At 53.2% G+C, this 20,973-nt stretch carries 20 protein-coding genes and 1 other RNA gene; 9 read left to right on the top strand and 12 right to left on the bottom strand.

Annotated features, from left to right (window positions below; genetic code table 11):
* Positions 1-19: 19 nt before the first annotated feature.
* On the bottom strand, positions 20-598 hold the full coding sequence (locus OGV52_RS16585) for a YecA/YgfB family protein (RefSeq protein WP_141875622.1): 579 nt from the start codon (positions 596-598) through the stop codon (positions 20-22).
* A gap of 167 nt (positions 599-765) precedes the next feature.
* Here OGV52_RS16585 and zapA point away from each other — a divergent pair, with 167 nt between their 5' ends.
* The 3 genes from zapA to OGV52_RS16600 all read left to right on the top strand — a co-directional run bounded on the left by zapA (position 766) and on the right by OGV52_RS16600 (position 1,936).
* Positions 766-1,095: a cell division protein ZapA gene (zapA, locus tag OGV52_RS16590; RefSeq protein ID WP_003026980.1), complete on the top strand. Its 330-nt coding sequence runs from the start codon at positions 766-768 to the stop codon at positions 1,093-1,095.
* Positions 1,096-1,136: 41 nt separating this feature from the next.
* Positions 1,137-1,320: non-coding RNA, 6S RNA (gene ssrS / locus OGV52_RS16595), on the top strand.
* Positions 1,321-1,339: 19 nt separating this feature from the next.
* Positions 1,340-1,936, top strand: a complete 597-nt coding sequence (locus tag OGV52_RS16600) for a 5-formyltetrahydrofolate cyclo-ligase (RefSeq protein WP_047499309.1) — start codon at positions 1,340-1,342, stop codon at positions 1,934-1,936.
* Between the two features lie 381 nt (positions 1,937-2,317).
* On the opposite strand, the gene serA is transcribed toward OGV52_RS16600, so the two are convergent.
* Complete coding sequence (gene serA, locus OGV52_RS16605; protein WP_016154363.1) at positions 2,318-3,550, bottom strand: phosphoglycerate dehydrogenase; 1,233 nt, start codon at positions 3,548-3,550, stop codon at positions 2,318-2,320.
* A 270-nt stretch (positions 3,551-3,820) separates the two neighbouring features.
* Positions 3,821-4,480: a ribose-5-phosphate isomerase RpiA gene (gene rpiA, locus OGV52_RS16610; RefSeq protein ID WP_016154364.1), complete on the bottom strand. Its 660-nt coding sequence runs from the start codon at positions 4,478-4,480 to the stop codon at positions 3,821-3,823.
* A 170-nt stretch (positions 4,481-4,650) separates the two neighbouring features.
* Between rpiA and argP the strand changes: the two genes are divergently transcribed.
* The 5 genes from argP (at position 4,651) to scpC (ending at position 11,190) form a co-directional block, all read left to right on the top strand.
* Entirely contained in the window at positions 4,651-5,544 is an 894-nt protein-coding gene (gene argP, locus OGV52_RS16615) for a DNA-binding transcriptional regulator ArgP (protein ID WP_003825477.1), read from the top strand.
* Positions 5,545-5,770: 226 nt separating this feature from the next.
* On the top strand, positions 5,771-7,915 hold the full coding sequence (scpA, locus tag OGV52_RS16620; protein ID WP_181626959.1) for a methylmalonyl-CoA mutase: 2,145 nt from the start codon (positions 5,771-5,773) through the stop codon (positions 7,913-7,915).
* Positions 7,908-8,903 carry a methylmalonyl Co-A mutase-associated GTPase MeaB gene (meaB, locus tag OGV52_RS16625; protein WP_181626958.1) on the top strand — a complete coding sequence of 332 codons (996 nt, stop codon included), beginning with the start codon at positions 7,908-7,910 and terminating at the stop codon, positions 8,901-8,903. Before scpA ends, meaB begins: the two co-directional genes overlap by 8 nt.
* Before the next feature lie 10 nt (positions 8,904-8,913).
* Positions 8,914-9,699, top strand: coding sequence for a methylmalonyl-CoA decarboxylase (scpB, locus tag OGV52_RS16630; protein ID WP_016154367.1), 786 nt, complete (start codon positions 8,914-8,916; stop codon positions 9,697-9,699).
* Positions 9,700-9,723: 24 nt separating this feature from the next.
* The gene (gene scpC / locus OGV52_RS16635; RefSeq protein WP_287108812.1) at positions 9,724-11,190 is read left to right on the top strand and encodes a succinyl-CoA:acetate CoA-transferase ScpC; all 1,467 of its coding nucleotides are present in this window, start codon (positions 9,724-9,726) and stop codon (positions 11,188-11,190) included.
* Here the strand turns inward: scpC and srsR are convergent.
* The 3 genes from srsR to argO all read right to left on the bottom strand — a co-directional run bounded on the left by srsR (position 11,187) and on the right by argO (position 13,721).
* The gene (gene srsR, locus OGV52_RS16640) at positions 11,187-12,083 is read right to left on the bottom strand and encodes a LysR family transcriptional regulator SrsR (protein WP_016154369.1); all 897 of its coding nucleotides are present in this window, start codon (positions 12,081-12,083) and stop codon (positions 11,187-11,189) included. The genes scpC and srsR overlap by 4 nt on opposite strands.
* Before the next feature lie 186 nt (positions 12,084-12,269).
* The gene (locus tag OGV52_RS16645) at positions 12,270-12,992 is read right to left on the bottom strand and encodes an oxidative stress defense protein (RefSeq protein ID WP_029139653.1); all 723 of its coding nucleotides are present in this window, start codon (positions 12,990-12,992) and stop codon (positions 12,270-12,272) included.
* A 93-nt stretch (positions 12,993-13,085) separates the two neighbouring features.
* Entirely contained in the window at positions 13,086-13,721 is a 636-nt protein-coding gene (gene argO / locus OGV52_RS16650; RefSeq protein WP_003027005.1) for an arginine exporter ArgO, read from the bottom strand.
* 200 nt (positions 13,722-13,921) lie between these two features.
* Here argO and dctP point away from each other — a divergent pair, with 200 nt between their 5' ends.
* On the top strand, positions 13,922-14,968 hold the full coding sequence (gene dctP, locus OGV52_RS16655; RefSeq protein ID WP_216403479.1) for a TRAP transporter substrate-binding protein DctP: 1,047 nt from the start codon (positions 13,922-13,924) through the stop codon (positions 14,966-14,968).
* Positions 14,969-15,009: 41 nt separating this feature from the next.
* Here dctP and OGV52_RS16660 read toward each other — a convergent pair whose 3' ends face one another.
* The 6 genes from OGV52_RS16660 to OGV52_RS16685 all read right to left on the bottom strand — a co-directional run bounded on the left by OGV52_RS16660 (position 15,010) and on the right by OGV52_RS16685 (position 20,965).
* Complete coding sequence (locus OGV52_RS16660; protein WP_019077645.1) at positions 15,010-15,870, bottom strand: small-conductance mechanosensitive channel MscS; 861 nt, start codon at positions 15,868-15,870, stop codon at positions 15,010-15,012.
* Positions 15,871-16,061: 191 nt separating this feature from the next.
* Entirely contained in the window at positions 16,062-17,141 is a 1,080-nt protein-coding gene (gene fbaA / locus OGV52_RS16665) for a class II fructose-bisphosphate aldolase (RefSeq protein ID WP_003027029.1), read from the bottom strand.
* Positions 17,142-17,229: 88 nt separating this feature from the next.
* A complete protein-coding gene (pgk, locus tag OGV52_RS16670) occupies positions 17,230-18,393 on the bottom strand; it encodes a phosphoglycerate kinase (protein ID WP_003027032.1) in 1,164 nt (387 codons plus the stop codon).
* 39 nt (positions 18,394-18,432) lie between these two features.
* Positions 18,433-19,461 (bottom strand): erythrose-4-phosphate dehydrogenase, encoded by a 1,029-nt coding sequence (gene epd / locus OGV52_RS16675; protein ID WP_016154379.1) that lies wholly within the window; start codon positions 19,459-19,461, stop codon positions 18,433-18,435.
* A 287-nt stretch (positions 19,462-19,748) separates the two neighbouring features.
* Positions 19,749-20,459: a nucleoside/nucleotide kinase family protein gene (locus OGV52_RS16680; RefSeq protein ID WP_216403478.1), complete on the bottom strand. Its 711-nt coding sequence runs from the start codon at positions 20,457-20,459 to the stop codon at positions 19,749-19,751.
* The gene (locus OGV52_RS16685; RefSeq protein WP_016154381.1) at positions 20,456-20,965 is read right to left on the bottom strand and encodes an MltR family transcriptional regulator; all 510 of its coding nucleotides are present in this window, start codon (positions 20,963-20,965) and stop codon (positions 20,456-20,458) included. The genes OGV52_RS16680 and OGV52_RS16685 overlap by 4 nt, the downstream gene beginning before the upstream one ends.
* Positions 20,966-20,973 lie beyond the last annotated feature (8 nt).

Here is a 20,973-nt window from a genome sequence, read left to right on the forward strand (position 1 = left end):
TCTCCTTTGCGTTTCGTTCTTAGTGCAGAGTCGGTTTACGGATTTCCGGCGCGGTCGGCTGCTGACGCGTAAACGTGTCATGACACAGCAAGGCGGCTACGCGCACGTATTCGATAATCTCTTCGAGCGACATTTCCAGCTCTTCCTGATCTTCGTCTTCGTCATATCCCAACTGAGCGATATTGCGCAGGTCGTCAATCGCTTCACCGGTTTCACCGGTCACCTTGTCGAGCTTTGGCTGCGTAACGCCAAGGCCCAGCAAAAAGTGGTTTACCCACCCCGCCAGCGCATCGGCACGATCAAACACGCTAACATCGTCGCCTTCAGGCAGATAAAGCTGAAAAAGGAAACCGTCGTCCTCGAGGGCATCGCTGGTGGCAGAGTGCATTTTCATCAGTGCCTGAGCCAGCTCGTGACCGAAGGCCAAACCTTCGTTCGTCAGGTCGTGCAGCAGCGGCTGCCATGAGCTGTCGTTGTTGCCGCCGCAAATCATCCCGCTGATCAAGCCGTGCATTTCGGCCGGGGTTAATCCAGCCCCTTGTTGGTTCAAAAACTGGCTAACGTCGTTGTAGCCAGGCATTTCGTTCTGTATAGACATAAGCATTCGTCATCAAAGGGAGGAATATTCATGGTATGCTACCACTTTGGGCCCTGGTGGACCAGAAAAGGGCTTGTATCTTGATACCAGGGTAGCTATAGTGTCGCCCCTTCGCGGACCCAAGGTCTGGAGACGAAGGCAGCGCAGTCAATCAGCAGGAAGGTGGCATGTCTGCACAACCCGTCGATATCCAAATATTTGGCCGTTCACTGCGAGTGAATTGCCCGCCTGAACAAAGGGATGCGTTGAATCAGGCTGCGGACGATCTCAATCAGCGATTGCAAGATCTGAAAGTTCGCACTAGAGTCACAAATACTGAGCAGTTGGTTTTCATCGCCGCGTTGAACATCAGCTATGAATTAACTCAGGAAAAAGCGAAGACGCGTGAGTACGCGGCGAGCATGGAACAACGTATTCGGATGCTACAACAGACCATCGAACAGGCGTTGCTTGATCAGGGTCGCATAACCGAAAAAACGGGCCAAAACTTTGAATAACACTTTTCGGTTTACTGTGGTAGAGTGACCGTGAAGACAAAATTTCTCTGAGATGTTTGCAAGCGGGCCAGTCCCCTGAGCCGATATTTCATACCACAAGAATGTGGCGCTCCATGGTTGGTGAGCATGCTCGGCCCGTCCGAGAAGCCTTAAAACTGTGACGACGCATTCACCTTGAACCAAGGGTTCAAGGGTTACAGCCTGCGGCGGCATCTCGGAGATTCCCTTCTACCTGGCAACAGCCATGACACTACTTTCTGAACTCCCTTTATCCCGGCAAGAAATTCGTCAACTGATTCGACAGCGTCGTCGCGCGCTGACCTCTGAACAGCAACGACACTACGGTCAGCAAGCCGCGACCCGAATGCTCAGTTTTCCCCCTGTTGTACTCGCGCATACTGTGGCGGTATTTCTCTCGTTCGATGGCGAACTCGATACCCAGCCGCTGATAGATCAGCTGTGGCGAGCGGGCAAGCGCGTTTACCTTCCGGTTCTTCATCCCTTCAGTCCCGGTAATTTACTGTTCCTGCACTATCATCCGCGCAGCGACCTGGTGACCAATCGCTTAAAGATCCAGGAACCACGGCTTGATGTACGCGACGTATTGCCGCTGTCAAAGCTGGACGTACTGATTACGCCGTTAGTGGCATTTGATGAGGACGGGCAACGCCTGGGCATGGGCGGCGGATTTTACGACCGCACGCTACAAAACTGGCAACAGCATAAGCTCCAACCCGTGGGCTACGCGCATGACTGCCAGTTAGTAGAAAAATTGCCGGTTGAAGAGTGGGATATCCCGCTGCCAGCGGTGGTGACGCCGTCCAAAATCTGGGAGTGGTAGCCGTTTTTTGCCGATTGACAGCGCCGTTTTTTTGACCTAAATTCCTCGGTGAAGGGTGAGGGAGGCGAACCTCCCTCCTGCGTACTCTCTGTTAATATGCTGGCCAAGCGATGATTAACAGGATCAGCAGCATGATGACGTATCTCATCATCGTCCCTTTCCTTTTTAGAGCCCCTGCTTCGGTAGGGGCTTTCCCGTTTCAGCGCTATGCTGCGCCCCTATCGTAAATTCCTTTTATTGCTGTACAACACGCAACGCTGCCTTTAGTTGCCAACTGCGGCAAAGCTCGAAAACAGAATGTATGCGTTACAGAAAGAGATTTTGAGGCAGGGAAATCAGAGGAAAGATGGGCAGGTCAACCGCCTGCCCATGTAGAGGAAATCAGTACAGCAGACGAGCGCGAATGGTTCCAGGAAGGGCTTTCATCGCCAGCAGCGCTTTCTCCGCCACATCTTCATCCGCTTCAATATCGATAACCACATAACCTACCTGCGCGGAAGTTTGCAGATACTGCGCGGCAATGTTGACGCCCTGCTCGGCAAAAATCTGGTTCAGTGCCGTCAGTACGCCCGGACGGTTTTCGTGAATGTGCATCAGACGACGACCACCGTGCAGCGGCAGCGAAACTTCCGGGAAGTTTACCGCAGACAGCGTAGACCCGTTGTCGGAATACTTGGTCAGTTTCCCAGCTACTTCCAGACCGATGTTTTCCTGCGCTTCCAGCGTTGAACCACCAATGTGCGGCGTCAGGATCACGTTATCGAAATCACACAGCGGCGAAGTGAAAGGATCGCTGTTAGTTGCCGGCTCGGTTGGGAATACGTCGATTGCAGCCCCCGCCAGATGTTTAGTCGCTAATGCGTCGCACAACGCAGGAATATCAACAACCGTACCGCGTGCGGCGTTAATCAGCAGCGCCCCCGGCTTCATCAGCGAAATCTCACGCGCGCCCATCAGGTTTTTGGTGGAGGCATTTTCCGGCACGTGCAGACTGACCACGTCGCTCATATTGAGCAGGTCGGAAAGATGCTGTACCTGCGTGGCATTGCCAAGCGGGAGTTTATTTTCAATATCATAGAAAAAGACATGCATCCCGAGCGATTCCGCCAGAATGCCCAACTGAGTACCAATGTGGCCGTAGCCGATGATCCCCAGTTTTTTACCACGCGCTTCAAAAGAGCCGGTAGCCAGTTTATTCCACACGCCGCGGTGCGCTTTGGCGTTCGCTTCGGGTACGCCACGTAGCAGTAGCAGCAGTTCGCCAATCACCAGCTCAGCAACGGAACGTGTGTTAGAGAATGGTGCGTTAAATACAGGGATCCCGCGCTTTGCCGCTGCACTTAGATCAACCTGGTTGGTGCCAATGCAGAAGCAGCCAATCGCGACCAGTTTCTCTGCGGCGTCAATCACATCTTCAGTCAGATGGGTACGGGATCGCAGGCCAATGAAGTGGGCATCACGGATGGACTCTTTCAGTTGTTCAGTGTCCAGAGCACCTTTGTGAAACTCGATGTTGGTATAACCTGCTGCACGAAGGCTTTCGAGTGCTTTTTGGTGCACGCCTTCAACCAGCAGAAATTTAATCTTATCTTTCTCCAGTGATACCTTTGCCATTTCCCCGACCCTGTCTTTTTTGTTCAAACTGATGTGTTGTGTGTGGGATTTTCATCCGTCTCTTCAACATATCAAAAAATAATATTGCGGCAATATGAACGTTTGCGTCGCCGTGCTGAAGAAATGTCATTCAACGGGAAATGTCAGAGGAAAATACTGGCGATAACTTTTTCTTTGGAGAGATCGGCAGGACAATATTATAAACGTGACACAAGTCACCAAATTTGCCCTGCCAAAATTTTTTTAACGGGAGAAGACGCTCCCGTCAGATCATTTTACGATAGTTTTCACGCCGTCAGGCGTACCGATCAGCGCGACATCCGCACCACGGTTGGCAAACAGGCCGACGGTTACCACACCTGGAATCGCATTGATGGCATTTTCCAGCGCGATGGCGTCGAGGATCTCCAGACCGTGCACATCGAGGATGACGTTGCCGTTGTCCGTCACGACGCCCTGACGGTATTCAGGACGACCGCCCAGCTTCACCAACTGGCGAGCCACAGCGCTGCGCGCCATTGGGATCACTTCGACCGGCAGCGGGAAGTTGCCGAGAATATCGACTTCTTTAGACGCATCCGCGATGCAAATAAATTTCTTCGCCACGGAAGCAATGATTTTTTCACGGGTCAACGCTGCGCCGCCGCCCTTGATCATCTGCATGTGACCGTTGATTTCATCCGCGCCGTCAACGTATACGCCGAGGCTATCCACTTCGTTAAGATCGAACACGTGGATGCCAAGGCTTTTGAGTTTTTCAGTCGATGCGTCCGAACTGGATACCGCACCTTCAATCTGACCTTTCATTGTGCCCAGCGCATCAATAAAGTGTGCGGCTGTTGAACCTGTACCTACGCCCACAATGGTGCCGGGCTGTACATACTGAAGTGCCGCCCATCCTACTGCTTTTTTCAGTTCATCCTGCGTCATGATCGTTTCGCCTGTGGTGTGAATATGGTGGGAAAATTCACGCGCATTATAGAACATTGTGCAGAAAAATGTCCCCACACCCGCTCGCAAGCGGCGGATTTCGTCTTTACCCAATCAAAAATTGTGTCATAGTGCAGAACAAGCAAAAATTTCAGGAGTGCGTCAAAGCAATGAAACGTCCGGACTACAGAACACTACAAGCACTGGATGCGGTTATTCGTGAACGAGGATTTGAACGCGCGGCGCAAAAGCTGTGCATCACGCAATCCGCGGTTTCACAGCGCATAAAACAGCTTGAGAATATGTTCGGACAACCGCTGCTGGTGCGCACCGTACCGCCGCGCCCAACGGAACAGGGACAGAAACTACTGGCGCTTCTGCGCCAGGTTGAACTGCTGGAAGACGAGTGGCTGGGCGATGAACAAACCGGCTCGACGCCGCTTCTGCTTTCGCTGGCGGTGAACGCCGACAGTCTGGCGACCTGGTTACTTCCGGCGCTGGCCCCGGTACTGGCTAATTCACCGATTCGACTGAACCTGCAAGTTGAAGATGAAACCCGAACCCAGGAACGTCTGCGTCGTGGTGAAGTAGTCGGTGCGGTGAGTATTCAACATCAGGCGCTGCCAAGCTGTCTGGTGGATAAACTGGGCGCGCTGGACTACCTGTTTGTTGGCTCTAAACCTTTCGCCGAGCGTTATTTCCCAAACGGCGTCACCCGTTCCGCCCTGCTGAAAGCCCCGGCGGTCGCGTTTGACCATCTTGATGATATGCACCAGGCGTTCTTGCAACAAAACTTCGACCTGCCGCCGGGCAGCGTACCGTGCCATATCGTTAACTCGTCTGAAGCCTTCGTCCAGTTAGCCCGTCAGGGAACAACCTGCTGCATGATCCCACACTTACAGATTGAGAAAGAGCTGGAAAGCGGTGAGCTTATCGACTTAACGCCAGGCCTGTTCCAGCGTCGGATGCTATACTGGCACCGCTTTGCACCAGAAAGCCGCATGATGCGCAACGTCACCGACGCGCTGCTGGCCTATGGCCACAACGTACTGCGTCAGGATTAATTCCTCGAACAGAGGCCGGATAGCGGCGTGACGCCTTATCCGGCCTGCAAGCCTTTCCCCTCTTTTCATGCTATTCCCGCCACGTCTTTGAAATACATCACAAAATAAAACACGCCACACGGCAAAAAACGACGTCCTGTTGGCTATTTTTTGCTGGCGACAAGCCAAATGAAAAAGCACACCGTATTCGCAAAGATTCAACTTATTGCGTAATACGGAGCAAAAAATGGCTAATGTGCAGGAGTGGCAAACACTCGCCAATAAAGAACTCAGTCGACGGGAAAAAACCGTTGAGTCGCTGGAAAGACAGACGGCGGAAGGGATTACCATCAAGCCGCTGTACACCGAAGCGGACCTCGATAATTTGGAAGTCACGGGCACCCTGCCCGGTCTGCCGCCTTACGTGCGTGGCCCGCGCGCCACAATGTATACCGCGCAGCCGTGGACGATTCGCCAATACGCCGGTTTCTCTACCGCCAAAGAGTCCAACGCCTTTTACCGCCGTAACCTCGCCGCTGGGCAAAAAGGGCTTTCCGTCGCCTTTGACCTTGCCACTCATCGTGGTTATGACTCAGACAACCCGCGCGTAGCGGGCGACGTCGGCAAAGCCGGCGTGGCGATCGATACCGTCGAAGATATGAAGGTGCTGTTCGACCAGATCCCGCTGGATAAGATGTCGGTATCGATGACCATGAACGGCGCGGTGCTGCCGGTGCTGGCGTTTTATATCGTCGCGGCGCAGGAGCAAGGCGTGACGCCGGAACAGCTCACCGGGACCATTCAGAACGATATTCTGAAAGAGTACTTGTGCCGCAACACCTACATTTATCCGCCAAAACCCTCCATGCGCATTATCGCCGACATCATCGCCTGGTGCTCAGGCAACATGCCGCGCTTTAACACCATCAGCATCAGCGGCTATCACATGGGTGAAGCCGGGGCAAACTGCGTACAGCAGGTGGCGTTTACGCTGGCAGACGGTATTGAATACATCAAGGCCGCGCTTTCCGCCGGACTGAAAATTGATGACTTCGCCCCGCGCCTGTCATTCTTCTTCGGCATCGGCATGGATCTGTTTATGAACGTCGCCATGCTGCGCGCTGCACGGTATCTGTGGAGCGAAGCGGTCAGCAGTTTTGGCGCGACCAACCCGAAATCTCTCGCTCTGCGTACCCACTGCCAGACCTCAGGCTGGAGCCTGACCGAGCAGGACCCGTACAACAACGTGGTACGAACCACCATTGAAGCGCTCGGCGCTACGCTTGGCGGCACCCAGTCTCTGCATACCAACGCTTTTGATGAAGCACTCGGTCTGCCCACCGATTTCTCCGCCCGTATTGCGCGTAATACGCAGATCATCATTCAGGAAGAATCAGAGATCTGCCGCACCGTCGATCCGCTGGCCGGATCGTATTACGTCGAATCACTCACCGATCAAATCGTGAAGCAGGCGCGCACGATCATCAAGCAGATTGATGAGGCAGGCGGCATGGCGAAGGCGATTGAAGCCGGACTTCCTAAACGGATGATCGAAGAAGCGTCCGCGCGCGAACAGTCGCTGATCGACCAGGGTAAGCGCGTTATCGTCGGGGTGAACAAATACAAGCTGGATAAAGAAGACGACACGTCGGTGCTGGAGATCGACAACGTGAAGGTGCGCAACGAGCAGATTGCCTCACTGCAGCATATCCGCGCCACCCGCGACAATGATGCGGTTAAAGCCGCGCTATCCGCGCTGACCCACGCTGCGCAACAGAATGAAAATCTGCTGGCCGCCGCCGTCAACGCCGCCCGCGTTCGCGCCACGCTCGGTGAAATCTCCGATGCGCTCGAGGCCGCCTTTGACCGTTATCTGGTTCCCAGCCAGTGCGTTACCGGGGTGATTGCACAAAGCTATCACCAGTCCGACAAATCCGCCGATGAGTTCGATGCCATTGTTGCGCAAACCGAACAGTTCCTCGCAGAAAATGGCCGCCGCCCGCGTATTCTGATCGCCAAGATGGGTCAGGACGGCCACGATCGCGGCGCAAAAGTGATCGCCAGCGCCTACTCCGATCTCGGCTTCGATGTCGATCTCAGCCCGATGTTCTCCACACCGGAGGAAATTGCCCGTCTGGCGGTAGAAAACGATGTGCATGTCATTGGCGCATCATCGCTGGCGGCGGGTCATAAGACATTGATCCCGGAGCTGGTCACCGCGCTCAAAGGCTGGGGACGCGAAGACATTTGCGTCGTCGCCGGCGGGGTTATTCCGCCACAGGATTACGCTTTTCTACACGAACATGGCGTGGCAGCCATTTATGGCCCAGGCACGCCAATGCTCGACAGCGTCCGCGATGTGTTAACCCGTATCAGTCAGCATCATGATTAACGCCGCCACGCTTGAGGATACCGTCCGCCGCTTGCGACTCGGTGAACGGGCTACGCTCGCCCAGGCGATGACGCTGGTCGAAAGCAATCACCCGCGCCACCAGCCGCTGAGTACGCAATTGCTGGACGCGATTATGCCGTTCACCGGTAACGCCCTGCGTCTGGGGATCACCGGCACGCCGGGCGCGGGTAAAAGCACCTTTCTGGAAGCATTCGGCATGCTGTTGATTCGCCGCGGGTTACGGGTAGCGGTGATCGCCGTCGATCCCAGCAGCCCGGTCAGCGGCGGCAGCATTCTGGGTGATAAAACCCGCATGACGGAACTGGCTCGCGCAGAATCTGCGTTTATACGTCCGGTTCCTTCCAGCGGTCATTTAGGCGGTGCCAGCCAGCGCGCCCGCGAATTAATGCTGCTGTGCGAGGCGGCGGGCTTCAACGTGGTGATTGTGGAAACCGTCGGCGTTGGGCAGTCAGAAACCGAAGTCGCAGGCATGGTGGATTGCTTTCTCTCACTGCAAATCGCCGGCGGTGGCGACGATTTGCAGGGCATCAAAAAAGGCCTGATGGAGATGGCGGATCTGGTCGTCATCAACAAGGACGACGGTGATAACCGTACCAGCGTTGCCATCGCCCGCCATATGTACGAATCCGCCCTGCATATTCTGCGCCGCAAATATGACGAGTGGCAGCCGCAGGTTCTGACCTGTAGCGCCCTGGAAAAACGCGGCATTGAGGAGGTTTGGCAGGCGATAACCGACTTTAAAACGTGCCTTACCGCCAGCGGTCGACTGGAAAAAGTCCGCCAGCAGCAGGCGGTGGAATGGCTACACAAGCAGGCTGAAGAAGAAGCCCTGCATCTGCTGTTTGCCCGGGCTGATTTCGACCGGTATTTCCAGCAGACGCTGCTGGCCGTCAAAAACAATGATCTTTCGCCGCGCACCGGCCTGCGGCACATCAGCGAATTTATCCAGCATCATTACTTTCAATAAAGAGAACATTATGTCTTATCAATACGTCAACGTGGTCATCATCCAGAAAGTCGCGGTCATTGAGTTCAATTACGCCCGCAAGCTCAATGCCCTGAGCAAAGTGTTTATTGACGATCTGATGCAGGCGCTGAACGACCTCAATCGTCCGGACATTCGCTGCATCATTCTGCGCGCCCCGAGCGGGGCCAAAGTGTTCTCTGCCGGGCATGATATTCATGAACTCCCCACCGGACGTCGCGATCCGCTCTCTTATGACGATCCGCTGCGTCAGATAACTCGTATGATCCAAAAATATCCGAAGCCGGTGATCTCCATGGTTGAAGGCAGCGTCTGGGGCGGCGCGTTTGAGATGATCATGAGTTCCGATCTGATCATCGCAGCCAGTACGTCTACCTTCTCCATGACCCCGGTCAACCTCGGCGTGCCCTATAACCTGGTGGGCATCCACAACCTGACCCGCGACGCTGGTTTTCACATCGTTAAGGAGCTGATTTTTACCGCCTCGCCCATCACCGCTCAACGCGCCATGGCGGTCGGGATCCTCAACCATGTCGTTCCAACCGAGGAACTGGAAGATTTCACCCTGCAAATGGCGCATCACATCTCGGAAAAAGCGCCGCTGGCAATCGCCGTCATCAAAGAAGAACTGCGCGTGTTGGGCGAAGCACACACCATGAACTCTGACGAATTCGAGCGCATTCAGGGCATGCGCCGCGCGGTATATGACAGCGAGGATTATCAGGAAGGGATGAACGCGTTTATGGAAAAACGTAAACCTAATTTTGTTGGCCATTAATCACGTCCGACGAAGGAGACGGCCATGAAACGGATGAGCGCCGAACAGGCGGCAGAAATTATCCAGCACGATGATATGGTGGCGTTCAGCGGCTTTACCCCCGCGGGTTCGCCAAAAGCGTTACCCACCGCAATTGCCCAACGCGCCTGCGAACGGCATCAGGACGGGCAGCCTTTTCAGATCCGCCTGTTGACCGGGGCGTCAATTGGCGCCGCCGCTGATGATGCACTATCCGCGGCGGATGCCGTTTCCTGGCGTGCGCCTTATCAAACCTCATCTGGCCTGCGCGAGAAAATTAACCAGGGCCAGGTGAGGTTTGTCGATCTCCATTTGAGCGAAGTCGCGCAGATGGTTAATTACGGCTTTTTTGGCGAAATCGATGTTGCCGTCATTGAAGCCTCCGCCATTGCGCCGGATGGCCGGATTTGGCTTTCCAGCGGTATTGGCAATGCGCCCACCTGGCTGCTGCGGGCGAAAAAGGTGATTATCGAGTTGAATCATTACCATAATCCACGCGTGGCTGAGTTTGCCGACATCGTAATACCCGGCGCACCGCCGCGGCGTAACAGCGTGCCCATATTTCATACCATGGATCGCGTGGGCAGTCAGTGCGTGCAGATAGACCCCAGGAAAGTGGTCGCGGTGGTGGATACCGAGCTGCCCGATGCCGGGAATGCGTCGGATAAAACCAATCCGGTCAGCCAACAAATTGCCGATAACGTCGTCACTTTCCTACTGGCAGAAATGGCGCACAAACGCATTCCAGCAGAGTTTCTGCCCTTACAAAGCGGCGTGGGCAATATCAATAACGCGGTAATGGCGAGACTGGGAGAGAATCCGGATATCCCGCCCTTTATGATGTATTCAGAGGTGTTACAGGAATCGGTGGTGCATCTGCTGGAAACGGGCAAGATCACCGGTGCCAGCGCCTCCAGCCTGACCATCTCAGCCCCGTCGCTACAGAAGATTTACGACAACATGGACTTCTTCGCCAGCCGAATTGTGCTGCGCCCGCAGGAGATCTCCAATAACCCGGAAATCATCCGTCGACTGGGGGTCATTGCGCTCAACGTTGGGCTAGAGTTTGATATCTACGGCCATGCCAATTCCACGCACGTTGCGGGCGTGAACCTGATGAACGGTATCGGCGGCAGCGGGGATTTCGAGCGCAACGCCTACCTGTCTATCTTTATGGCGCCGTCGATTGCCAAAGGCGGGAAAATCTCAACCATCGTGCCGATGTGCAGCCATGTCGACCACAGCGAACATAGCGTTAAAGTGATCGTGACCGAACAAGGGATTGCCGATCTGCGTGGGTTATCTCCGATGCAGCGGGCGCACACGATTATCGATAACTGTGCGCATCCCCTTTACCGGGACTACCTGCACCGCTATATGGAAAAAGCGCCCGGCGGGCATATCCATCACGATCTCAGCCATGCGTTCGATCTGCATCGCAACCTTCTCGAGACAGGATCGATGCTCGGTTAACTTGCCGTACCGTCACGATCTTCAGCAATATGCTGGAGCATGGTGCCGGTATAGCGATGATTTTTCAGCGAATAGAGAAACTCCTGCATATACATGGGGCTGCCGGGCGCGTCGAAATACTTTAGCGTCGACGGATTCACCAGCCGCCAGGCAAAATGAGGAATCACCGTCAAAAACTGCCCGCGCTCCACCGCGCTAATCTTGGCCATAAAGCTGTACGGACGGTAGATAATCGTCGGATTGATCCCGCAGGGCCGCATATAAGCATCCAGCATCGCCTCAAAGTTGGCGCGATTCTGGAAGCGCATTTGCAGCCAGGGTAGCTCGCGCAGCAGATCCTGCGGCTGTTTCTCTTCGTAGCGCCGGGAAACGAGAAACCCCAGACGTAGCGGAGACAGTTCGCTGATCGCCAGATTTTCCAACTCCTGTACGCGGGGGGAAACGTGCTGTGGCGAGATAATGAAATCCAGTTTGCGGTCGAACAGATTATCAATCACCCCATTCTCACTGAATTCAACGGCCTGGGCCGTAACGCCGTCATATTTATCGCCAAGGCTAATCAACTGGTCAAAAATAATCGTTGGATAAGTATTATCGATACCGATGACGATTTCCCGCGAGCGACAAGAGGCGTTATGGATTTCATTATCAATGGCAGAGAGACGCTGATAGACTGGAAACAGCTTCTGATACAGCTCCTGTCCGGCTTTATTCAGGCTGATGTTGTTATCTTTACGGGTAAACAGCGTATAGCCGATTTGATCTTCCAGTGCAGCAATGCTTTTACCGAAAGGCGATGCGGTCATATGTATTTTTTCTGCCGCTCTGGCGATGTTATTGGTTTGCGCCAGCAGAATGAAATTACGCATCTTTTTCGAGATAAAAATATCCATAGCGTCCCCTTAAAAATCGCTATGGCCTATCCTCATTACCACGAAAAAAAAGACTGAATGTGAGGTCTCATTTTTACAGTTGCTCACAGAAAAACCGGCTGGAATGTTTTGTCGGCCTGATGAGACGCGTAAGCATCGCCATCAGGCTAAAAACTTGCCGGATGGCGACTTACGCCTATATCAAGACTACTTATTGGTTACTGTAGGCTCAATCTGGAAGACGACATCAACCTGATCGTCAAACTGAATAACTGGCTGTTCGTAGGTTTCCTGAGCGGAGGTTGCAGGCGCTGCATCTGCTTTCATCATCCGTACCATCGGGCTCGGTTGATAATTGGAAACGTGGTAACGCACACTGTAAACGGGACCCAGTTTGCTATTAAAGCCCGCGGCCAGCTGTTCAGCCTGATGAACAGCATCATCAATCGCCGCTTTACGCGCTTTGTCTTTGTAAGCATCCGGCTGGGCAACGCCCAGCGATACCGAACGAATCTCATTCAGACCGGCCTTCAGCGCGCCATCAAGCAGAGCGTTGAGTTTGTCCAACTGACGCAGCGTGACTTCAACGGTGCGCACTGCACGATAACCTTTGAGGATGCTTTTGCCGTTCTGGTAGTCGTAGTCCGGCTGCGTACGCAAGTTTGCAGCGCTAATGTCTTTCTTCGCTATCTGGTTCTGTTCAAGGAAAGACAGATATTGCGCCACGCGCTCATCGGCCTGCTTCTTCGCGGAAGCCGCATCCTTTGCAGCAACGTTCACTTCAATCGCCAGGGTGGCGATGTCTGGTGTTGCATCTACGCTTGCCGTTCCGGAAGTCACGATGTGCGGTCCATTTGGCAACTCATTTGCCTGTACCGATAGTGCGCTGAATCCGACTAATGCCGCCAGGGCCATTATTTTGAACTTCACGGTCGTTCCTCCATGTTTCATTAATTACCCCAAAACTCAGGGCACATGCAGGCAAGCTTAGCCGATCTCGCTGCGTTGTCCATCAGACAACACTTAGTTGAACAGCGCATGAACGTGCGCAACACCTTCTTTTGCCAGCTGAAAAGCGATAAACCACATCACTAATCCTACCAGCGTATTGATGATGCGCTGTGCTTTCGCAGTTCGCAGACGCGGTGCCAGCCAGGCCGCCAGCAATGCCAGACCGAAGAACCACAGGAACGAAGCGCTGACGGTTCCCAGTGCAAACCAGCGTTTAGGCTCAACGTCCAGTTGCCCCCCCAGACTCCCGAGCACCACAAAGGTATCCAGGTAAACATGTGGGTTGAGCCATGTCACCGCCAGCATAGTAGCGATGATTTTCCAGCGCCCCTGCTTCATCACTTCGGCGCTGGCCAGTTCCAGATTACTGCTCATCGCCGTTTTTAGCGCACCGAATCCGTACCAGAGTAAAAATGCGACCCCGCCCCAGGTGACCAGCGCCATCAGCCATGGCGACTGCATCAGCAAGGCGCTACCGCCGAAGATCCCCGCGCAAATCAGCACTAAGTCACTGATAGCGCAGAGTAAAGCAATCATGATGTGATACTGACGACGGATCCCCTGGTTCATCACGAAGGCATTTTGTGGACCAAGCGGAAGTATCATGGCTGCACCAAGCGCAAGCCCTTGAAAATAGTAGGATAACATGTAAAGCATCTCACATAATTGTCTTGTGGGCAGACTATACTGCGCGGGATTCATTAGAGGAAATGGATAATATTAATCAGTAATTAGCATTATTAATAATACCGCGCACACTCCCCTCCATATTCAGTCTCTGACAATAGCGATTGTGCGTTACCCGAGGTATGCTGAAAGATAAGTCTGTCTATACCAAAGGAATGGGTATGAAGCATAACGCGAACATTTTTCTCTTCTGTGCCTCGCTGGTAGTTACCAGTTTGTGGCCCACTGTCGCCAGCGCAGACAGAACGCTGCGCTATACCGATCACGAGCCATATGGCAACATGCGTACCCGGCTCATAAAAGAGACTTTTTTTCGCGCGATCGAACAAGAGTCGCTTGGACGTTTGAAAATCGACGCTCACTGGAACGGCGAGCTGTCCACCAGCTATGACGCCTTAAAAACGATCGGCCAGGGCAGCGTGGCGGATATGGGGATCGTGGTCCCTGAGTACACGCCCGAACAACTGCCGCGACACCAGATTTTTAAGAGCTTCCCCCTCGGACCGGGTCGTGGTGAAGCGCAGGTTAACGCCTTTCAGCGGATTTTCCGCGAGTATCGCCAGTTTGGTCGCGAGCTGGAAAACAACAATCTGGTGAATCTTCAGTTTTTCCTCGGCTATCCGGTTGGATTTTTTACTACCAGGCCGAACGTCGATTTGGCACAGCTGAATGCAAGCCAATGGCGGACCGCCAGCTTTTGGCATCAATCATTTTTACGCAACGCGGGCGGCGTGCCGGTCAGCATGCCATGGAATGAAAAAATTACCGATGCGCTTCAGACCGGACAGCTTGACGGCCTGATGGTTAACCTCGACAGCGGAGATGATATCCATGCCCAGCGGGCGGCCCCCTATATTCAGCTCTCCCCTTCGCTCTGGCTCGGACACGTTTATCTTCTGGTGATGAATAAAGACGTCTGGGATAGCCTGGACGTGAAAGATCGCGCAGCCATCAATCGGGCCGCCGCCATGACGCAAAAGCGTATTGGCGCAGTGCAGGACGCAAGCCTGACCGCAATGGCGAAAAAGATGGCAAAAGAGGGTGCACACGTTCATTACCTGACCAACAGCGAGCTGAATGCGTGGCAAGCCGCTACCGGGTATCAGCACGTTCAGGCCGAATGGATTGCCCAACAGGAAAGTAAAGGAATAAACGATGTTGGCGAGCTGATGCAGGGTGTCAGCGCAATTCTTAACAAGACGAGATAAATCAACGCCCGCCTCTCTCTGGCGGGCGTTTTTAGCTGAAGTTACTCGGTCGCGTTCTCTTTCACGCGTTTAAAGTTCACATCCATCTGCGGGTACGGGAAGCTGATACCGTTGGCGTCAAACTCGCGCTTAATACGCTCCAGTACATCCCAGTAGACGCTTTGCAGATCGCTGCTGTTGCTCCAGACGCGTACGACGAAATTAATCGAGGAAGCGCCCAGCTCATTCAGGCGTACCGTCATTTCACGGTCTTTTAGGATGCGATCTTCAGACTGGATGATATCAGTGAGGATTTTTTTCACCTGATCGATATCGGAGTCGTAGGCCACGCCGATAATAAATTCGTTACGACGGACCGGCTCGCGAGAGAAGTTAATGATGTTCCCGGCAATGATTTTACCGTTTGGGATCACCACAATCTTACCGTCTACGGTACGCATAGTTGTGGAGAAAATCTGCACGTTAAGCACGGTTCCCGCAACGCCGCCAAGGTCTACATATTCACCCGCGCGGAACGGACGGAACATCACCAGCAGCACGCCTGCGGCGAGGTTGGACAGCGACCCTTGCAGCGCCAGACCGACAGCTAAACCTGCGGCACCGAGAACGGCGATCACGGAGGCAGTTTGCACCCCAACGCGACCCAGCGCGGCAATCAGCGTGAAAGCGATAATACCGTAGCGCACCAGTGCAGAAAGAAAGTCGGCAACGGTGGCATCAATTTTACGCGCCAGCATCAGGCGGTTAACGGTGTTTGATACGATACGCGCCACGATCATACCGATAATGACAATCGCGAGAGCCGCAACGATGTTGACGGCATAGCTCAACAGTAGCTCCTGATTGCGGACCAGCCAGGTGCCCGCACCGTTTATGCTGTCGACAACATTCAAATCTTCCATTCAATATTCCTTTTTTGCTTACCCAAACGGGAGAAATAAAGCCGCCCTAACGGGACTGGCAACCTGACAAGGGTAAACAATAAACTCAGATTTTGCCAAACAGATCACAGAATTCTCTGTCAGCAGCACATTGAAATGGCAATAAAAAAGGCCCGCATTTGCGGGCCTCATGTCACGTTGGACGGCGTAAATTACAGAACGTCAACCGCGTTCAGTTCTTTGAAAGCCTGTTCCAGACGGGTGATCATGGTTGCCTGACCAGCACGCAGCCATACGCGCGGATCGTAGTATTTCTTGTTCGGCTGATCTTCGCCTTTCGGGTTGCCCAACTGACCCTGCAGGTAAGCTTCGTTTGCTTTGTAGTAGTTCAGAACGCCTTCCCAGGTAGCCCATTGGGTATCGGTGTCGATGTTCATTTTCACTACGCCGTAGCTTACGGAGTCTTTGATTTCCTGAGCAGTAGAACCGGAACCACCGTGGAAGACGAAGTTCAGGCTGTTATGCGGCAGGTTATGTTTCTTAGAAACATAGTCCTGAGAGTCGCGCAGGATGGTCGGGGTCAGAACTACGTTACCCGGCTTGTAAACGCCGTGTACGTTACCGAAGGACGCTGCGATGGTGAAACGCGGGCTGATTTTGCTCAGCTCGGTGTATGCGTAGTCAACGTCTTCCGGTTGGGTGTACAGTGCAGAAGCGTCCATGTGGCTGTTGTCCACGCCATCTTCTTCACCACCGGTGCAACCCAGTTCGATTTCCAGAGTCATGCCCATTTTGGACATGCGCGCCAGGTATTTGGAGCAGATTTCGATGTTCTCTTCCAGAGACTCTTCAGACAGGTCGATCATGTGAGAAGAGAACAGCGGTTTGCCAGTTGCTGCGAAGTGTTTTTCACCCGCGTCCAGCAGACCGTCGATCCACGGCAGCAGTTTCTTCGCGCAGTGGTCAGTGTGCAGGATAACCGGAACACCATAGTGTTCAGCCATCTGGTGAACGTGATGCGCACCAGAGATAGCACCCAGGATTGCAGCGCCCTGAGGAACGTCAGACTTCACGCCTTTACCCGCGATGAAAGAAGCACCACCGTTGGAGAACTGGACGATGACCGGCGCTTTAACTTTTGCAGCGGTTTCCAGAACGGCGTTGATGGAGTCGGTACCAACGCAGTTAACAGCTGGCAGAGCAAAGTTGTTTTCTTTAGCTACCTGGAAAACTTTCTGTACGTCATCACCAGTGATTACGCCTGGTTTTACGAAATCAAAAATTTTAGACATGTTGCGAGTCCTGTATCTTCGGCCTTGGAAAGGGGGCGCGCTCGACAGCGCGCTAATAATTGGGCAGGTTTCCCTGCCCATCAATGTCTTACTTTTTAGCACGCTCTTCGAGCATGGCTACTGCTGGCAGTACTTTGCCTTCCACGAATTCGAGGAATGCGCCGCCGCCAGTAGAGATGTAGGAGATTTTGTCAGCAATGCCGAACAGGTCGATTGCTGCCAGGGTGTCACCGCCGCCTGCGATAGAGAATGCTTCGCTGTCTGCGATAGCATTAGCAACGATTTCAGTACCTTTGCGGAAGTTCGGGAATTCGAACACGCCAACCGGGCCGTTCCACAGAATGGTTTTCGCATTCTTCAGGATGTCAGCCAGCTGCTGTGCAGAAGCGTCGCCGATATCCAGGATCTGCTCGTCTTCTTTTACATCGCTAACGGATTTAAGCGTAGCCGGTGCAGTTTCAGAGAATTCAGTCGCTACGCGAACGTCAGTCGGGACCGGAATATCGCAAGTCGTCAGCAGACGCTTAGCTTCATCAACCAGGTCAGCTTCGTACAGGGATTTGCCGACGTTGTGGCCTTGAGCAGCAACGAAGGTGTTCGCGATACCACCACCAACGATCAGCTGGTCAGCGATTTTTGACAGAGAGTCCAGAACGGTCAGTTTGGTAGAAACTTTAGAACCACCAACGATAGCCACCATCGGACGAGCAGGTTCTTTCAGCGCTTTACCCAGCGCATCCAGCTCAGCAGCCAGCAGCGGACCAGCGCAAGCTACGTCGGCGAATTTACCGATACCGTGGGTAGAAGCCTGTGCACGGTGAGCTGTACCGAAAGCGTCCATTACGAATACGTCGCACAGCGCAGCGTATTTTTTGGACAGCGCTTCGTCGTCTTTCTTCTCGCCTTTGTTGAAGCGAACGTTTTCCAGAACAACCAGTTCACCGGCAGCGACTTCAACGCCGTCCAGGTAATCTTTTACCAGGCGAACCGGAGCAGACAGTTTGTCTTTCAGGTAGTTAACAACCGGCAGCAGAGAGAATTCTTCGTTGTACTCGCCTTCGGTAGGACGACCCAGGTGGGAAGTTACCATCACTTTAGCACCCTGTTTCAGGGCCAGTTCGATGGTCGGCAGGGAAGCACGGATACGCGCATCGCTGGTTACTTTCCCTTCTTTAACTGGTACGTTCAGGTCCGCACGGATAAAAACGCGTTTACCAGCCAGATCCAGATCGGTCATCTTAATTACAGACATGGTGAATCCTCTCGTTGATTCATAAAGTTTTGTCGACGCTCAAGCGTCGAGCCTGAAACCAATAGCAGCCATCGCTAACGTTGTGTCGAGCATACGGTTAGCAAAGCCCCATTCATTATCACACCAGACCAGCGTTTTGATCAGGTGAGCGCCACTCACGCGCGTTTGCGTACCATCAACGATGGCGCTGTGCGGGTCGTGGTTAAAATCTACAGAGACCAACGGTAATTCCGTATAGTCAACTATACCATGAAATGCACCTTGTGCTGCTTTTTGCAGCAACTGGTTGACTTCACTGGCTTTTACTGGTTTTTTCACCGTCACGCTTAAGTCGATCGCCGTCACATTTATGGTCGGTACACGCACCGCAATCGCTTCAAAACGATCGTTAAACTGCGGGAAAATTCGCGTGATGCCCGCCGCCAGTTTGGTATCAACCGGAATAATAGACTGGCTGGCCGCTCGCGTGCGACGCAGGTCAGGATGATAGGCATCAATAACCTGCTGATCGTGCATCGCGGAGTGGATCGTGGTGACGGTACCAGACTCAATGCCGTAAGCATCATCCAGCAATTTAATGACGGGTATTATGCAATTCGTGGTGCAGGAGGCGTTGGAAACGATCCGGTGTTCAGCGCGCAGCTGATCCTGATTAACGCCATACACAACGGTTGCGTCGATGTCGTGACTACCAGGATGTGAAAAGAGCACTTTTTTTGCACCAGCGGCAATATGCGCCTCGCCGTGTTCGCGGTTGCCGAAAACCCCCGTACAGTCCAGCACAACATCGACACTCAGTTCGCGCCAGGGAAGCGCATCGAGCGTTCGCTCATGCAGAATGCGGATCGCGTCATCGCCAACGATGAGCTGGTCACGTTCCTGACGAACATCCCAGGCAAAACGTCCATGGCTGGTGTCATATTTCAACAAATGCGCCATGCCTGCAGCATCCGCCAGTTCGTTGATTGCCACCACGGTGATTTCCGCCCGACGCCCGGATTCATACAAAGCACGAACCACGTTGCGTCCGATGCGACCGAAACCATTAATCGCTACGCGTACGGTCATAGGTCTCCTGCAAGGATTTCTCAGAAACGATGTGGCAGACAGAGTAATGCAGCAAATCGCTCAGGGAAACCTTACCTGTCGCAAACTGCGACTAATTGGTTAATTGTCGAACATTTAATCGACTGAAACGCTTCAGCTAGAATAAGCGAAACGCGGAATAAAAGGAATGATTGTCCAGCCAAAGAAAACAGTTATCTGACGTACATCACATTTTTCCCGCTGAGACCGGGGGAAATTATTCCAGTAAACCGTAATAATCATTACGGCTTAACAGGAATAATTGGCCTTCACGCTATCCGATATTCACCAGATTCCAGCATCTCCAGCGTCAGGTCACCTGGCAGACTCGCTTCCAGTACCCGATGAACATTCGGTCCGTCGGTACGCTCATAAAACGCCTCAGCGTCAGCTTGTGATAGTCCGCCCGCCAGTTTACGGCCTACCAGTCGTGTACGGAGCGCGTTGGCAGGAGCACGAATAAACAGCGAGTAATCACAAAACTCAGCTAACGCCCGCCACCTTTCATCATCGCGTAATAACCAGTTGCCTTCCACAATCACAATCGGCGCGCTCACTGTTATGGCCGCTTCTACCGGATCGTGTTTTTGCCGGTCGTACTGTGGCCAGGTGCCCTCCCCTTCCCTTATCAGACGTAGATTCTGCGCAAGCTTATCCACATCAAAGGTTTCCGGCGCACCTTTATATGCTCGCAGGTTATGAGCATCCAGCCAGGTGTTGTAGTGATGGAAGCCATCCATCGGCAGCGTCTGGATCTCCGGCAGGCCAGGATCCTGACGGGAGAGATATTCCCAGAAGGTGGTCAGCGTCGATTTACCCGTACCAGGCGGTGCGCTGAGAAAAACGATCGTTCGTCGCTGCGGGTGAGTGGCATGTATTTTTGCCAGCTGTTGTAATAACGGTTTGTGGACGTTCTCTATCTCATCATCACGGTAATGTGCTTCAACCTGTAGCCCATTCACCGTTAGTTTGATTTTCACGGCGTTAATTCCTTTAAAATCGCCGTCACTGCCAGCGTCATTGCCGTCTTGACCATTGCGCTAAAGCGCACTTCGGACCACGCAGCAAAGTCGGCAAATTTCATCGACTCCAGCGCACCGTAGAGCGTTGCGTTGCGGGTGATACTGTTCACGTTGCTGACAAAATCCCAGGTAATGTCATCGGCAAAACCGGGGATATTATCCTGCTCGTTCAGGTACTGATAAAATTGAGAGAAATGGGTGATGTCGGCATAAAGCCATTTATCCATTTTTCCCAACGCATAAATCAGACGTAACGCAACGTCGATATCGTCAAGCGGTCCACTCTGGGCGAGTAACGGTTTCACTGCATATTCCACGATCTCTTCATCGTTATTAACGAACAGCGACGGTAGAAAGCGCTTAATGCCCTGGAGCAAAATGTTATGTGCCGTCGTCATAAACGAGAGTAAATTATTTTGAGCATCCAGTTGCTCAAGCACATCGTCTTCTGTCAGCGTCGTCATTCGTTTCT

Source organism: Citrobacter sp. Cb041, from assembly GCF_030336655.1.
Classification (GTDB): domain Bacteria; phylum Pseudomonadota; class Gammaproteobacteria; order Enterobacterales; family Enterobacteriaceae; genus Citrobacter; species Citrobacter braakii.